General features: G+C 61.9%; 14 protein-coding genes. 10 read left to right on the forward strand and 4 right to left on the reverse strand.

The genetic code is table 11. The annotated features are described in order from the left end of the window. Positions 1–90: 90 nt before the first annotated feature. Complete coding sequence (gene phnA, locus ACO550_RS36390) at positions 91–1311, reverse strand: phosphonoacetate hydrolase (RefSeq protein WP_315596018.1); 1221 nt, start codon at positions 1309–1311, stop codon at positions 91–93. A 112-nt stretch (positions 1312–1423) separates the two neighbouring features. On the opposite strand from phnA, the gene ACO550_RS36395 reads away from it, so the two are divergent. Both ACO550_RS36395 and ACO550_RS36400 read left to right on the forward strand, forming a co-directional pair. Continuing rightward, a complete protein-coding gene (locus tag ACO550_RS36395; protein ID WP_315596019.1) occupies positions 1424–2311 on the forward strand; it encodes a LysR substrate-binding domain-containing protein in 888 nt (295 codons plus the stop codon). Between the two features lie 277 nt (positions 2312–2588). Then, positions 2589–3881 carry an MFS transporter gene (locus ACO550_RS36400; protein WP_315596020.1) on the forward strand — a complete coding sequence of 431 codons (1293 nt, stop codon included), beginning with the start codon at positions 2589–2591 and terminating at the stop codon, positions 3879–3881. Positions 3882–3901: 20 nt separating this feature from the next. On the opposite strand, the gene ACO550_RS36405 is transcribed toward ACO550_RS36400, so the two are convergent. After that, positions 3902–4801, reverse strand: a complete 900-nt coding sequence (locus ACO550_RS36405; RefSeq protein ID WP_315596021.1) for a LysR substrate-binding domain-containing protein — start codon at positions 4799–4801, stop codon at positions 3902–3904. A 183-nt stretch (positions 4802–4984) separates the two neighbouring features. On the opposite strand from ACO550_RS36405, the gene ACO550_RS36410 reads away from it, so the two are divergent. Beyond that, positions 4985–5896, forward strand: a complete 912-nt coding sequence (locus ACO550_RS36410) for a tripartite tricarboxylate transporter substrate-binding protein (protein ID WP_315596022.1) — start codon at positions 4985–4987, stop codon at positions 5894–5896. A 1-nt stretch (position 5897) separates the two neighbouring features. Then, complete coding sequence (locus ACO550_RS36415; protein WP_315596023.1) at positions 5898–7178, forward strand: amidase family protein; 1281 nt, start codon at positions 5898–5900, stop codon at positions 7176–7178. On the opposite strand, the gene ACO550_RS36420 is transcribed toward ACO550_RS36415, so the two are convergent. Together ACO550_RS36420 and ACO550_RS36425 are read right to left on the reverse strand one after the other, a co-directional pair. After that, the gene (locus ACO550_RS36420; RefSeq protein ID WP_315596024.1) at positions 7166–8443 is read right to left on the reverse strand and encodes an MFS transporter; all 1278 of its coding nucleotides are present in this window, start codon (positions 8441–8443) and stop codon (positions 7166–7168) included. The two genes, ACO550_RS36415 and ACO550_RS36420, sit on opposite strands and share 13 nt — an antisense overlap. Positions 8444–8459: 16 nt before the next feature. Continuing rightward, positions 8460–8774 (reverse strand): DUF3303 domain-containing protein, encoded by a 315-nt coding sequence (locus tag ACO550_RS36425; protein ID WP_315596025.1) that lies wholly within the window; start codon positions 8772–8774, stop codon positions 8460–8462. Between the two features lie 273 nt (positions 8775–9047). On the opposite strand from ACO550_RS36425, the gene ACO550_RS36430 reads away from it, so the two are divergent. From ACO550_RS36430 to ACO550_RS36455, 6 genes are all read left to right on the forward strand, one after another. Next, positions 9048–10022, forward strand: coding sequence for a chromate resistance protein ChrB domain-containing protein (locus ACO550_RS36430; RefSeq protein ID WP_315596026.1), 975 nt, complete (start codon positions 9048–9050; stop codon positions 10020–10022). Continuing rightward, a complete protein-coding gene (locus ACO550_RS36435) occupies positions 10022–11227 on the forward strand; it encodes a chromate efflux transporter (protein WP_315596027.1) in 1206 nt (401 codons plus the stop codon). Before ACO550_RS36430 ends, ACO550_RS36435 begins: the two co-directional genes overlap by 1 nt. 17 nt (positions 11228–11244) lie before the next feature. After that, entirely contained in the window at positions 11245–11586 is a 342-nt protein-coding gene (gene chrE, locus ACO550_RS36440) for a rhodanese family chromate resistance protein ChrE (RefSeq protein ID WP_315596028.1), read from the forward strand. A 1-nt stretch (position 11587) separates the two neighbouring features. Then, positions 11588–12817: an MFS transporter gene (locus ACO550_RS36445; protein WP_485995122.1), complete on the forward strand. Its 1230-nt coding sequence runs from the start codon at positions 11588–11590 to the stop codon at positions 12815–12817. A gap of 158 nt (positions 12818–12975) precedes the next feature. After that, on the forward strand, positions 12976–13179 hold the full coding sequence (locus tag ACO550_RS36450) for a DUF2188 domain-containing protein (protein WP_315596029.1): 204 nt from the start codon (positions 12976–12978) through the stop codon (positions 13177–13179). A gap of 115 nt (positions 13180–13294) precedes the next feature. Continuing rightward, the gene (locus tag ACO550_RS36455; RefSeq protein ID WP_315596030.1) at positions 13295–14023 is read left to right on the forward strand and encodes a transcriptional regulator NanR; all 729 of its coding nucleotides are present in this window, start codon (positions 13295–13297) and stop codon (positions 14021–14023) included. Positions 14024–14324: the final 301 nt, after the last annotated feature.

Consider the following 14324-nt stretch of genomic DNA (forward strand, 5'->3'; position numbering starts at 1 on the left):
CCTCTCCCCCGCCCCTCTCCCGCCGTGCGGGAGAGGGGAGACCACCAAGGGCAGGATCAAGGCTTGTGGTGCTCCCCCGCTCCGCTTCAACTACTGCGCGCCGTTCAACGCCATGCGCATGATGTCGAAGTTCCTGAGCCGTCCGGTCAGGTCGCCTGCGATCTTGCGGTTGAACAGCACTGGCACCTTCTGTTCGGACATCCCGCCGTGCGAGCGCAGCGGCACGTCCAGGCCGCTGAGGTCATGCCGGCTTGGCGTGGTGCCAATCACGGTAAGCCGCTCGCTCACCACGACCAGGTCTCCGATGCGGTCAGCCGGCAGTTCGAAGCGCTCGCAGGCCTGCGCCTTGTCCAGGACCAGCTCGATGCCCCGCAGCGCGGCGATGGCCTGGCGGATTGCTGCGGCATCGGCCTGCGGTGCGATGTACACCGTAGCGTACGAACCCAGCGCGCCGTGGTGCGCCACATAGGGGTCGGTGATCGGCAGCAATACGCGGCCGGACGCGCTGCCGAACTGCGCATCGAGCCATTCCTGCAGGAACAGGATGTTCGCGCGGCCCAGCGAATCGGTCTTGGCGTTCATGCCGTGATCGGCCGTCACGCCAATCACCGCGCCCAGTGCATCGAGCTTCTGCAGGTAGCGGTCCATCATCGCGTAGAACGCGTTGGCGCCTGCTGTACCGGGTGCATGCTTGTGTTGCACGTAGTCGGTGGTGGACAGGTACATCAGGTCTGGACGCACGGTCTCCATCAGGTGCACACCGGCGGCAAACACGAACTCGGACAGATCGGCGCTATAGACCGATGGCAACGGCATGCCGACCTTGGCAAGCACGTCGTCGATGCCGTTTTCGGCGAGAGTGGCTTCATCGGCTTTCTCGGCCGAGAAGCAGATGCCTTCCAGCCGGTGGCCGAGTAGCGCGCGGAGCTTGTCTTTGGCGGTGATGACCGCCACCGATGCCCCGGCGCGCGCAGCTTCCGCAAGAATCGTCGGGGCGCGCAGGTAGCGCGCGTTGTTCATCAGTACTTCGGCATTGGTCTCGGTGTCGTAGAAGTAGTTGCCGCAAATGCCATGCACGGACGGCGGTGCGCCGGTGACGATCGACAGGTTGTTGGGGTTCGTGAAGGAAGGCACCACGCAGTCGCCGGTCAGGACCGTACCGCGCTGAGTCAGGCTTTCAAAGAACGGGGCCACCCCCGCCTGAACTGCCAGGTTGATGTATTCCTGTTCGCAGCCGTCAATGCAGACGATGACGGTCGGGGCGCTCGGCAGGCGGTACGAATGGCCGTTGACGACGATCTCTTTGCTCATGTTTTGTCTCAGTTCCGATGGGGTGAGACGATCGTAGTCCGGCGTATTTCTTCACACAAGCGACGATACTTACCCTATTCTGCGAGGAAACCTCACACATCCCCTCCCCGCCATGCCGCATAAGCTGCCCCCGCTGAACGCCTTGCGCATCTTTGAAGTCGCCGTACGGGCCGGCAGCTACTCTGCCGCGGCAAGGGAACTGCATCTCACGCACGGTGCGGTGAGCCGGCAGGTCGAGATCCTGGAAACCTGGCTGGGCCAGCCCATGTTTGTGCGCCAGGGGCAGCGCATGGTGGCAACGGTCCACGCGGAGGCCTTCGCCCGCGAGATCAGTGCCGCGTTCGATCACATCGGTGCGGCATCGGAGCGCTACGGCAAGATCGCGGCCCAGAAAATCATTCGCGTCAACGCGCCGGCAACGTTCGCCATGCGCTGGCTGATTCCGCGCCTGGCAGATTTTCGGGCACGGCATCCGGATGTCGAGGTACGCGTGTCAACCGCCTTCAGCAATGAATCGGGCTTCGGCAGCGCCTTCGACGTAGCAATCCGCCGCTCTGCCGATGTAAAAGGCCAGTTCGAGGTCGAGCCCGTTTTCACGGAACGTCAAACCGTCATCGCCGGGCCGGGCCTGTTTGCTGCCACGCCCTTGCGCGATCTGCAGGACCTTGCGGAGGCGGCGTGGCTGTACACCGAGACGCGCCCGGGCAGCTGGGAGCACTGGCTGCAGCACGCGGGCATCGAAGACCTGCGGCCGCTGCGCACGTTGCGCTTCGATCATTTCTTCGTCACCTTGCAGGCCGTGGTCGACAATCTCGGCTGCACCATCGGTGCGTTTCCGACGCTCGATGCCGACAGCACCAGCGGGCGCATCGCATTGCCCTTTCCGGACATCCATGCACCGGGCAGCACCTATTACCGCCTGCTGCCACGCGATGCCGACAAGCCAGTTTACTTGCGCGATTTCCTCGACTGGTTGTCGTTACAAGGCGAGCACAAATAGCCTGCGCAGCCCCGAGCAAGTACGAGGGCAAGTACGCGGCCATGTACTCCAGCGTGTGAGTTTTTTTCGCAGATATTGCGAGAATGATTGCGTTGTGTGAGCTAAATCGACAACGTACGCTTGCCACTACCCCAACTCACATCCAGATAGCTCCAGCACCAGCCGGGCTCCACGCGCTGGCCGTTTTCCATGCGGCCAAGGCGGGAGCCGCACTTCTCACGTCCATTAATCGAACCGCAGCGCAACCATAGATTGCGCGCCGCTCGGAGACAGCCCAATGCCCACAGAGACGACCAACGCCTGGCCGCAACAGCCGGCCATCGCGCAGACCACCTTCGACCAGTACAAATGGCGCGCGCTGATCGGTGTCACGTTTTGCTACCTCTTCTACTACACAGGCCGCCAGACGCTTGGCTTTGCCGTGGCCGGTATCCAGCATGACTTCGGCCTGTCGAAATACCAGATCGGCTGGATCAGCGCGACCATGTTGTGGTGCTACGCCGGTGGTCAGTTCGTCAACGGCAACCTCGGCGACAAGCTCGGCGGCAAGGTGATGATGATTCTTGGCGCGCTGCTGTCACTGGCCGCCAACTGGATCTTCAGCCTCGGCGACAGCTTCCTGTTCTTCCTGATTGTCTGGGGCCTCAATGGCTATTTCCAGTCGATGGGGTTCGCGCCAGGCAGCCGGCTGCTGTCGAACTGGTGGGGCGTGGAGCGGCGTGGATTCGTCTATGGCGTATACGTTGGCTTCTCCGGGTTCTCATCGGTGCTGGCCTATGTGCTGCCGGTGATCATCCTTGGCGTACTCCATCTCGACTGGATCTGGATTTTCCGTCTGGCGCCGCTTTCGATGCTGCTCGGCGTACTGGTGTTGATGCTGTTCGTGGCCGAGCGCCCCGACGACAAGCAGCTGGCAACGACCAAAAGCGAAACCAGGGCGCACTCGGTGGATACCGATGCCGGAGACGATCTGAGCAGCGCGCAACGCTATGCGCTGGTGTTGAAGAACTGGAGACTCTACGTCACGGGCCTGGCCATCGGATTCCAGAATGCGGCGCGCTACGCGCTCGTGGTCTGGGTGCCGGTGCACTTCCTTGGCGTGGACTGGAAAACCGCGTCCACCACCATTGATCCGAGGTGGATCACGGTCGCGCTGCCGGTCGGCATGGCACTCGGATCGCTGTCAAACAGCTGGATTTCGGACGTCCTGTTCCGCGGCAAGCGCTACCTGGCCATCGTTTCCTACATGGTGCTGGCGACAATCACCGCCTTGACCATGATGGAAGTGCCACATGGCAGCATGGTCGGCATCGCGTTGCTGTTCCTGTGCGGCTTCTTTGTGTTCGGCCCTGCGTCCTCGTTCTGGGCATTGTGCCCCGACATCTTCGGCCGTCGCGCCGCAGGCACCGCGACAGGCGTGCTCAATACCATGTCATATGCGTTCGCCGGACTCGGGGAACCGGTGGTCGGGCATCTGATCGATGCGACCGGCCAGACATCGATCATTTTCCCGATCGTCGCCACACTATGTGCCGTGAGTGCGGTGTGTTCGCTGATGATCAGGCGTTGACGGGAGGCGCCGTCGGAGTTTTAACCAATGCGTAGCAGATTTATCAGCGCATGCGCCGCGGGATTGTCGAGGTTCCGCGCCCATGCGCAATGAAGAATGGCTTCCACTGGCTGGACCCCGACCTCCTCCAGTGGCGCCAACTGTCGGTAGACCAGCCGCGATGACCGCATTTCGGCTGCCGATGCCGGCACCAGCGCAACGCCAATGCCTGCCTCCACGAGCGCCAGCATGGTAGGCAGCACGCTCTCCTGCTCGACGCGCGGCTGAATGCCCGCGGCCAGGAAGACACGCTCGCACAGGTTCCTGAAATACGGCGAGAGTCGTCGACTGAAGCTGACCAGGCTTACGCCGTCGAGGTCACGCCATTGCACGGTGCGGGATTGCGCCAGCGGATGCTCACGGGCCATGGCCAGCACCATGGGCTCGCGCTCGACCTCGAAACTGTCCAGCGTTGCGTCGGCAACGGTCTGATCGGCCCGCACGATTGCCACATCGAGCTTGCCGCTACGCAGGTCTGCAATCTGGACATCGGTGGTCAGTTCCCGCAGCACCATTTCGACGTCCGGATATCCCGCGCGATATGTTTCCAGAATGCCTGGTAGCACCCGATAGGCGGCGCTGCTGGTGAAGCCCAGCGCGACTGAACCAACGCGGCCTTCCGCAACCTGCCGTACCGCGTTCTCGGCCGCATCGGCGTCCGCCAGCAGCTGCGTCGCCCGTTCGAGCAATACGCGTCCGGCAAGCGTCAGTTCCACGCTTCGCGTGGTGCGTGTCAGAAGGCGCGTGCCTAACGCCGCTTCCAGCTGGCGAATCTGCTGACTTAGCGGAGGCTGGGCGATATGCAGCCGAAGCGCGGCGCGGCCGAAGTGCAGTTCCTCGGCTACCACCACGAACAGCTTTAACGCATGGAGGGATAGCATGCCTATCCTATTGATATGTTTTATATATGAATGAGCGCTAATTTTATATTGGATTGATCCAATGCGTGGTCTTAACCTGTGAGCATTCCCACGTACCGATAAGGCTCTCCCATGACTCCGTCCCGATTGATGCGCGCATTGGTCCTCTGCTGCCTCGCCCTGCCCTTCCTTCCCGCAAGCGCGATGGCACAAGGCGCAGAAACGTACCCGGGCAAGCCGATCCGCATGGTGGTGCCGTTCAATGCGGGCAGTGTTACCGACACGTTGGCCCGGGTTGTCGCCAACAAACTGGGCGAGACATGGTCGCAACCGATCATTGTTGACAACCGTGCCGGTGCGGACGGGAATATCGGCACTGGCTATGTGGCGTCCGCCGAGCATGACGGCTACACCCTGTTGTTTGGCGCAGCCAGCACCAACGCGGTGAATCCCAGCTTGCACAAAAACCTGAAGTTCGACGCGATGCGCGACTTCGTTCCGGTTATCAATGTCGCCAGCGTTCCAAACGTTCTGGTGGTGCATCCCAGCGTCCCAGCCAAGAACGTGAAGGAACTGATCGAAGTCCTTCATAAGCAGCAATACGCCTACGCATCCGGTGGCGCCGGCGGCAGCCAGCATTTGTCGGCCGAACTGTTCAAGTCGATGACCAGGACCGAGATGCTTCATGTGCCCTACAAAGGCGGCTCTCCGGCGCTCACCGACCTGCTCTCAGGGCGCGTGCAGCTGATGTTCTGCAACCTGCCGCTCTGCCTGCCGCAGATTCGTGCCGGAAAGCTCGTCGCCCTTGGCGTCACGTCGGCACAGCGCAGCCCGCTGCTGCCAAACGTGCCGACCGTCGCCGAGGCGGGCGTGCCGGGCTATGTAGTCGATGGCTGGTTCGGGCTGTTTGCACCCAAGGGTGTCCCCGAAACAATCGTGAAGCGCCTCAACACCGAGGTTGCGCGAGTGCTTGGCGACGCAGACGTACGCAAACAACTGCTGGACCAGGGCGCCGTACCCGTTGCGGGCTCCCCGGAATCCTTCGCAAAATTTGTGCGCGCCGAGCACGACCGATGGGCAACCGTGATCCGCACGGCCAATATCACGGTGAACTGAGATGATTTCTCAACCAAATCGGCTTGGGGTGCGCGAGGCTGCCCGGCTCATGGCCGAAGGCAAACTGACATCAGAAGCACTGGTGCGCGCCTGCATTGAACGCATTCAGGACAGGGACCCACTCGTCCAGGCTTTCGTGGCTCTCGATGCCGACAAGGCCGTGGGGGCCGCCCAGGTCGCAGATCGCCAGTCTGGCGGCGCGTTGCGTGGGATTCCCTTCGCCGTGAAAGACATTATCGAGACGGTCGACTATCCCACTGCCTTTGGCTCCCAAATCTACCAGGGCTACCAGCCGGCGGCGGATGCCGGTTGTGTCGCCACCGCCGTTGAGGCGGGTGCAGTACTCCTGGGCAAGGTTGCGACCAGCGAGTTCGCGACACAATCGCCCGCGAGTACGCGCAATCCGCTCGACCTTGCCCGCACACCGGGAGGGTCGTCGAGTGGCTCGGCTGCGGCTGTCGCCGACTTCATGATACCGGTCGCCTTTGGCACGCAGACCACGGGCTCCATTACGCGGCCGGCATCGTACTGCGGCGTTGTCGGGTACAAGCCGACCTTCGGCTTGATCAACACGGCTGGCGTCAAACACCTTAGTCACTCGCAGGATACGGTCGGCCTGCTTACCCGACGCGTAGACGATGCCGCTTACTTTCTGTTCGGCGAAGCCGCGGCCCGGAAGGCCGTGGACATGGCTCGACTGCCCAGGCTGGGTCTGGTGCGCTCGTCGCAATGGGCGTATGCGAGCGCTGAGGCCGTGTCGGCTATCGAGGCATTCGCAAGCCGGTACTCGCAGGCTGGCGGACAGGTAACCGAAATTGTCCTGCCGACTGCCCTGGAAACACTCGCTGAGGAACAGAGCCGCGTATTTGCGTACGAAGCACGGCAATCGTTGAAGCACGAGTGGTGCACGGCGCAGGAGCAAATGAGCCCTCGAATCCTGCAGCGCCTGGCAGGCGGAGAAAACATCTCGCCGCAGGAGTACCTTGCCATGCGCATGCGGGTGGAAACCGGCAAGACCCAGTTGTCGCAGCTGTTTCTTGACTCTGATGTGCTGCTCTATCCCGCGGCTGACGGCGAGGCTGAAGTGGGAATCGTCGACTCTGGTTCCCCGCGGTTCGGTGCTCTATGGACGGTGCTGCAAGTTCCAACCGTTGCGTTTCGCATTGGCACGGGGTCTGCCGGCATGCCGATTGGCGCGCAACTGATTGGCCAGTTTGCGGATGACCTGACGCTCCTGGCGGCAGGATGCGTTGCTGCCAATATGGCTGGCTACGGGCAGTAGACGTCGGGATTGGATTCGCCATCGCGCGTCGCGATCAACGCCTTCGGCGCCAGCGGGATCACGGCCAGGATCAGCGCGTACACGGCCGTGGTCGCGACTACGCAGTACGTGAACCCGTGCGACGGCGCGCTGTTGTAGATCCACGCACCCAACAGGTCGCCGGCGCGCCCCGAGAGCGCCAGCACACCATCCACCAGCATCATCAGGGTGCCTTGCAGGCCAGGCGGACACGAGCGCATCGCAAGGTCAAGATAGGCGGCCGTGGCAATGCCGCCCATCAGCCCGATCGGCGCCGCCAGCACGAGGGCGAGATCGGCGGAGTGAATGAACGCCAGCGGAATCATCTGCGGCACGGCGATAATCGTGCCCCACCACAGCAGCTTGCTCAGCGCGACTCTCTTGCACAAAAAGCCGTAGAGCAGGAATGTCGGGACGAACGCTGCGGCAAAGATTCCGTTGTAGTACGAATACACGGAGTCCGACGCGTGCAGTTCATTGCTCAGATAGAACTGCAACGGCGTAGCCGAGCCTGGGGCGAAGTTCCATAGCAGGCAGATCAGCACTGCTGGATAGACGGCCTTGTGCCTGACCAGCCGTTTGATGTTGCCGACAAAGTCCGTGGCCCGGGCCTGTGTGCCCTCATAGATCTGTCCAAAGACCGAAGGCGGTTTCCAGAGCGTCAGTACAACAATCAGCAAGTTGAAGACCGCCACCAGATAGAACGCTTCCTTTGCGGTCAGATGGTCGGAGATATAGCCTGAAGCAAAAGCTCCGCCGACGACCGGGACGGCACCAATCACGTTCCACAGCGCGCTCAGGCGGCCGGACATGAGCTTTTCCTGGCCGACCAGGGCAATCAACCCCTGATAAGCGGCCGCGACGAACCGGAATGCCAGCATGGCCGTCAACGTCCCGGCCAGCAGTCCCATGTACGTAAAGCCCGCATGCGCCATCCAGACGCAGGCCAGCGCCGTAACCGGCGCGAAGATCAGGAAATAGCCGCGATCGCGCAGTCCGAACGGGCTCCACTGATCGCGTGCGAGCCCGAACACGAACGCTATATAGACGGGAATGCCCGTCACCAGCCGGAACGCGGAGGTCTGCGTGGCCGTCGCGTGCAACTCGTTCTTGAGGATGTAGGACGTCTGGATATCAACGAGCGCGCCAGCCGGCGTCGCCAGGTAAACGAACAAGGTCAGCCAACCGAAATACAGCAAGGTTCGGTCCCTACCCTCCATTCCCTGACGACTGGCAGCGGTCCACATCGGTGAGCCATGGAGGCTATTTTTTCCCCAGGCCGTCGCGCCAGGCGATAGCCTCGAGTTCGACCCTGACTGCATCCTCCACGGGGATTACCGGGTGCGCCCGGAACTCAAAGGCGGGGAATGTCGAGCAGGCTTTGTGAACCGTCAATGGATCGTCGCAATCCACGAGCATATGCCCACCCCACTCGCCCACCCGCACCACGAATAACTCGATCTTGAGGTTGTCTGGCGCTTTCCACTGGCCAAAGACATCGAGAATTCGCTGTTGGGCGCTCTCGTACTCCTCAACGGAACCCTTTGGGCGGTCGAACCAGCTGATCATGTATTTCATTGCCATCCCCCACCAAGTTGATGAAATTATTAGAACTGGCAACCATCAGGGAAGCGACAAGATTCGAGCCGGTTGCTTCCGTTTCGGTCGCAATTCAGCTTAGTTCATCCCACTGGCATGCCGCCGACGTTGCGGTGCGAGGGTGTAGTGCAAAGAGGGTCCAAAGTGCTTTCGCCAACCTCGTCGCCAAGGCTGGCGCCACCAGCGCTTGTAGAGTTTTGTAGAGATCTCTACAAGATTGAAATAGCTCATACAGCCCACTAAGCTGGCTGCATGAACGCCCTTCGATCCACTCCCGAAACCGCCTGGCTACTGCTCGTGGTCAGCCTGCCGACCTCTGCCTCCACTGCCCGCATGCGCTTCTGGCGTGGCATCAAGGCACTGGGCGCCGCGGCGCTGCGCGACGGGGCTTACTTGCTGCCGGACCTGGGAGGACTGCGAGCGCAGTTGCAGGCGCTAGCGGCCGATGCCGCCAGCGAGGACGGCAAGGTCTGGATGCTGTCGGTGCACGCAACCGACGAGCAGCAGGAACACGAATATCGCGCGCTGTTCGACCGGACCACCGAATACGCGGACTGGATGGCGGAAGTCTCCGGTGCCCGGACTACATTGTCCGCCACCGACGAAGCAGAACTGCTGCGCACGGCACGGCGGCACGGCCGAGGATTTGACGCAATTCGCAAGATCGACTTTTTCCCGAATGAAGCGTCCGCCCGCGCCGAAGCGCAATGGCGCGACTTCAATGCCGCGATCGACATCCTGCTTTCACCGGGCGAACCACGTGGCACGGCAGGCAGCGTTCCGAGACGTGACCCCAGCCAGTACCAGGGGCGCCGCTGGGCAACCCGGCGCCATCTCTGGGTAGACCGCGTTGCATGCGCCTGGCTGATCCGACGCTTTATTGATCCCCACGCCACCTTCCTCTGGCTCGACGATATTCACCAATGCCCGGATGACGCGCTGGGGTTCGACTTCGATGGCGCGACGTTTACGCACAGCGGCGACCGCGTTTCCTTTGAGGTACTGGTCGCCAGCTTTGGACTCGACGAGAACAAGGGACTCGCCCGCCTGGGCCAGATGGTGCATGTACTGGACGTCGGGGGCACACCCGTTGCAGAAGCCGCAGGCTTCGAGGCGGTGCTGGGCGGCGCGCGCGAGCGCCTGCCCAATGACGACGCGCTGCTGGACGAAGTCGGCCAGGTACTCGACTCGCTGTACACGCATTTCTCAAGCACCCGCAAACGCTGATGAACTCGCCCCAACTACCCGACACCTCCATGGCCGGCCCGGTGCTCAATGACCCTGCTTATACGCTGCGGCAATTGGTGATTTACTTCCTTCGGCTGGGCACCTTCGGCTTCGGCGGCCCGGTGGCGCTGGCCGGGTATATGCACCGCGATCTGGTCGATGCGCGGCAGTGGATCACCGACGCCGACTACAAGGAGGGGCTCGCCCTGGCCCAGCTTGCGCCAGGGCCGCTGGCCGCTCAACTGGCGATCTACCTCGGATACGTGCATTACCGCATCATCGGCGCCACGCTCGTCGGCATTGCCTTCGTACTGCCATCGTTCCTGATGGTGCTGGCGCTCGGCTGGGCGTACACGCGCTTTGGCGGCTTGACCTGGATGCAGTCCGTGTTCTACGGCGTGGGTGCGGCAGTGATCGGCATCATTGCCATCAGCGCATACAAGCTGACCCGCAAGAGCGTGGGCAAAGACAAATTGCTGTGGTTTATCTATCTGGTACTGGTTACCGTGACGGTCATTACCGAATCAGAGGTTGCGTGGCTATTCCTTGCAGCCGGTGTCCTGGTCTGGTTCTGGCGTGCCCCGCCAAAGTGGTTGCGCCAGGGCAAGCTGAATGCGTTGGCGGCGGCCCCATTGCCGGCGGCAAGCAGCATATTAAGTGCGCTCGATTGGCCGCTCCTTGCGCAGATCGGCGTGTTCTTTGCCAAGGCCGGCGCCTTCGTTTTCGGGTCGGGACTGGCCATCGTGCCATTCCTCTACGGCGGCGTGGTCACTGAACACCACTGGTTGAACGACAAGCAGTTCGTTGACGCCGTCGCGGTGGCCATGATCACACCCGGCCCGGTCGTCATCACAGTGGGATTTATCGGCTACCTCGTGGCGGGCTTGCCTGGTGCCTGCATCGCCGCGGCCGCAACGTTCCTGCCGTGCTACCTGTTCACGATCCTGCCGGCGCCGTACTTCAAGAAATACGGCAAGCTGCCCGCCATCCTGGCGTTCGTGGATGGCGTCACCGCAGCCGCCATCGGCGCAATTACCGGGGCGGTGATCGTATTGGCCAGGCGCTCGATCGTCGATATCCCGACTGCATTGCTGGCGCTTGTCACGGTCGCCTTGCTGCTGAAGTTCAAGAAACTGCCCGAGCCCGTGATCGTCGCCGGAGCGGCGTTGATCGGCCTGGTGGCTTATTCCACGGTAAAGCACTAACCGAAGCAGGCTCCCCCATGCCCAACACCATCTCCTCCGTTGAACTCGCCGCCGCCTTGCAGACCCCGGGCTCACCGCAACTGATTGACGTCCGCCGCAAGCCAGCGTTCGATGCGAGTGAGCAAATGATTGCGGGGGCCATCTGGTGCAATCCCGATGAACTCGGCAAGTTGATTGGCACCCTCGACGCGAAACGTCCGGTTATCGTCTATTGCGTGCGCGGCCACGAGGTTGGCCAGGACTGTGCGGCGCTGCTGGAAGCGGTAGGCTTCGACGCCCGGTATCTGGTCGGCGGTATCGAAGCATGGACTGCCGGAAGTCACCCGACGATCAGCAAACCCTCAAGCACCGAATCATGAAATGACAACCCATATGAGAATCGCGGCGCTTGTATTACCGCCCGGCATCCATGCCGGCGTGATGCCGCTTCTCGTTGGGCGAGCGCTACGTGGGTTCTGCGACGGATACATCGCAGTGCTCTTGCCCGCGTATCTGATAGGCCTGGGCTTCGAGCCGCTTGCCGTCGGATTGATCAGCAGTGCCACGCTGGCTGGATCGGCACTGGCAACGGTCCTGATCGGGCTGGTCGGTAGCCGGTTTCCGCAACGCAGGCTGCTGATACTGGCAGCGCTACTGATGGCGGCTACCGGCGTGGCCTTTGCGAGCCTTTCCTCGCTCTGGCCGCTGCTGATCGTCGCGTTCATCGGCACGCTGAATCCCAGTTCGGGCGACGTCAGTGTATTTCTGCCGCTCGAACAAGCCCGGTTGGCCGAGGCAGCGATACCAGATGCCCGCACGGCGCTGTTCGCCCGCTACGGTCTGGTTGGTTCTCTCTCCGCTGCCATTGGTGCATTGGCCGCAGGCCTGCCGGGCTGGATTGCCATGCATGCCGGCGTGCCGCTGCTGAGCGGCATGCGCCTGATGTTCGTTGTCTACGCGGTAACGGGCCTTGCGCTCTGCGCACTCTATGCCAGACTGCCCGAGCCACATTCAGGGCCGCGGCCGGCCGCCACTCCGTTGGGTGCATCACGTGGCATAGTCATGCGTCTGGCGATGCTGTTCAGCGTGGACGCGTTCGCCGGTGGCCTGGTCGTCAACGCCTTGTTGTCTCTATGGCTGATGGAGCGTTTCGGCATGTCTCCCGGCGCCGCAGGCCAGTTCTTCTTCTGGGCTGGTTTGTTGACCACGGCGTCCCAACTCGCCGCAGTTCCGTTGGCAAGAAAGATCGGGCTGTTGAACACCATGGTGTTTACGCACATCCCATCGAGCATCTTCCTGATTGCAGCGGCCTTTTCCCCATCATTGACACTAACGCTGCTGCTATTGCTGGCGCGCAGCGCACTGTCGCAAATGGACGTGCCCACCCGGACAGCGTTCGTAATGGCGGTGGTAACACCAGCCGAGCGGACCGCCGCCGCCAGCCTGACGGCGGTACCCCGGAGCCTCGCTGCGGCAGCCAGTCCGGCGCTTGCCGGGGCGTTAATGGCGCTGGGCTGGGTCGCGGCGCCGCTGCTCGCCTGTGGCCTACTGAAAATCAGCTACGACCTGGCCCTGCTGGCCGCTTTCAGGCGCGTCAAACCCTTCGAATAGCGAATCGGACAGCCACCGACATCCATCGCCCCCCAGCGAGCGTAGAGTTTGTCAGCCATGTCCTCAGGTGTGATGTTCGATGACCTGAACGAACGGGCGGCAGTTGGCCACTTGGCCACGAGAATGCCGCACAAGGTGCAACCGAGCAAAGGAGAAGTATGTCCGGCGATATCCATGTAGTCCCCCACGCAGGTCATTGGGCCCTCGCGATCGAAGGCACCGGCAAACGTACCCCCTATGACTCCCTCGACATCGCCATCGCAGATGCCATCGCGTTGGCAACAATGGCAAGGGCTGAAGTCCTTATCTATGAGTCGAACGGCAAGATCCGTGAGCGTAATACCTACGGGTATGCTCGCTGAGCAATCTTGAAACTGCGCCGCAAGCACGATCAGGACGCTGTGCCCCGTGGTGAGCAGGCCTTCAACGCCCTGTTCATGCCATCATATGGTCTGATGACATCATGACTGTTGAGACATGGCCACAAGTGAACCTATCCAAAGGCGGCGGCTATTTGAAGACGTGCTAGACCGGCTTACCGAGCGCATCCGCGGTGGCGAGATCGCTCCTGGCGAACAGCTTCCCGCAGAGCGGGACCTGATGGAGCACTACGGCGTAGGTCGGCCTGCCGTCCGCGAAGCGCTCCAAGCCTTGGCACGAGCCGGCATTATTGAAATTGCGCACGGCGAACGCGCGCGCGTCGTTATCCCTACCCCACAAGGCTTGATTCAGCAAATCGGTGTTGGCGCCCAGCATCTGCTGCGGACCGATCCTGACTCTCTGGAGCATCTGAAGGGTGCGCGTGTATTCCTGGAGTGCGGCATGGCGCGACTCGCGGCCGCCAATGCAACCCCAGACGACATTGAGCGTTTGCAAAATCGGTTGGAAGAACAGCGTTTGGCCAAGAACGATTCGGCTGTTTTCCTCACGCGCGACATGGCCTTCCACTGCGAGCTGGCCCGTATCAGCGGCAATCCGATCTTCCCGGCGATCGTCCAGGCCATGTTTGAATGGGCGCGCGAATATTATCGTGGCATCGTGCGGGCGCCGGGCGCCGAAGACTTGACGCTTGCCGAGCACCAACGCGTGATTGACGCCGTGGCGATGCACGACGCCGAGGGCGCCGCCCGCGCCATGTCCGATCACCTTACCCGGGCTAACGCCCTGTATCGCACGCTGGACGGTACAACGGCAGACATCTCTTAAAGCGTCCTCTTAAAGCGTCCAATAGCACTGGCTTGCCCCAGACTCCGGGGCAAGCCTTAGGCGGTCGCGGCCCGCTTTCCACGCCGCAGTCCCTTTCCCCGTCTCCACTTGGCGCGCCCAAGGCTCGGCGGACGACTCACGTCCGAACTTCGCCGAAAGTGCTCCTTGATTTTCTTTTAGCACGCCCTCGTGTAAACCCCGATCAAATCATTCTTGGTCTACTGATGTACTCATCATACCATTACACCACGACAGCAGCGGAAGACTGCGATCGAGCGGCTCGGCAGTTCCTGCCAATGCA

The sequence above is a fragment of the Cupriavidus sp. genome (assembly GCF_057315035.1).

Excerpts from the sequence above, each read along its gene's own strand:
- phnA (WP_315596018.1), bottom strand. The coding sequence starts at position 1,311 with ATGAGCAAAGAGATCGTCGTCAACGGCCATTCGTACCGCCTGCCGAGC.
- ACO550_RS36395 (WP_315596019.1), top strand. The coding sequence starts at position 1,424 with ATGCCGCATAAGCTGCCCCCGCTGAACGCCTTGCGCATCTTTGAAGTC.
- ACO550_RS36400 (WP_315596020.1), top strand. The coding sequence starts at position 2,589 with ATGCCCACAGAGACGACCAACGCCTGGCCGCAACAGCCGGCCATCGCG.
- ACO550_RS36405 (WP_315596021.1), bottom strand. The coding sequence starts at position 4,801 with ATGCTATCCCTCCATGCGTTAAAGCTGTTCGTGGTGGTAGCCGAGGAA.
- ACO550_RS36410 (WP_315596022.1), top strand. The coding sequence starts at position 4,985 with ATGGCACAAGGCGCAGAAACGTACCCGGGCAAGCCGATCCGCATGGTG.
- ACO550_RS36415 (WP_315596023.1), top strand. The coding sequence starts at position 5,898 with ATGATTTCTCAACCAAATCGGCTTGGGGTGCGCGAGGCTGCCCGGCTC.
- ACO550_RS36420 (WP_315596024.1), bottom strand. The coding sequence starts at position 8,443 with ATGTGGACCGCTGCCAGTCGTCAGGGAATGGAGGGTAGGGACCGAACC.
- ACO550_RS36425 (WP_315596025.1), bottom strand. The coding sequence starts at position 8,774 with ATGAAATACATGATCAGCTGGTTCGACCGCCCAAAGGGTTCCGTTGAG.
- ACO550_RS36430 (WP_315596026.1), top strand. The coding sequence starts at position 9,048 with ATGAACGCCCTTCGATCCACTCCCGAAACCGCCTGGCTACTGCTCGTG.
- ACO550_RS36435 (WP_315596027.1), top strand. The coding sequence starts at position 10,022 with ATGAACTCGCCCCAACTACCCGACACCTCCATGGCCGGCCCGGTGCTC.
- chrE (WP_315596028.1), top strand. The coding sequence starts at position 11,245 with ATGCCCAACACCATCTCCTCCGTTGAACTCGCCGCCGCCTTGCAGACC.
- ACO550_RS36445 (WP_485995122.1), top strand. The coding sequence starts at position 11,588 with ATGACAACCCATATGAGAATCGCGGCGCTTGTATTACCGCCCGGCATC.
- ACO550_RS36450 (WP_315596029.1), top strand. The coding sequence starts at position 12,976 with ATGTCCGGCGATATCCATGTAGTCCCCCACGCAGGTCATTGGGCCCTC.
- ACO550_RS36455 (WP_315596030.1), top strand. The coding sequence starts at position 13,295 with ATGGCCACAAGTGAACCTATCCAAAGGCGGCGGCTATTTGAAGACGTG.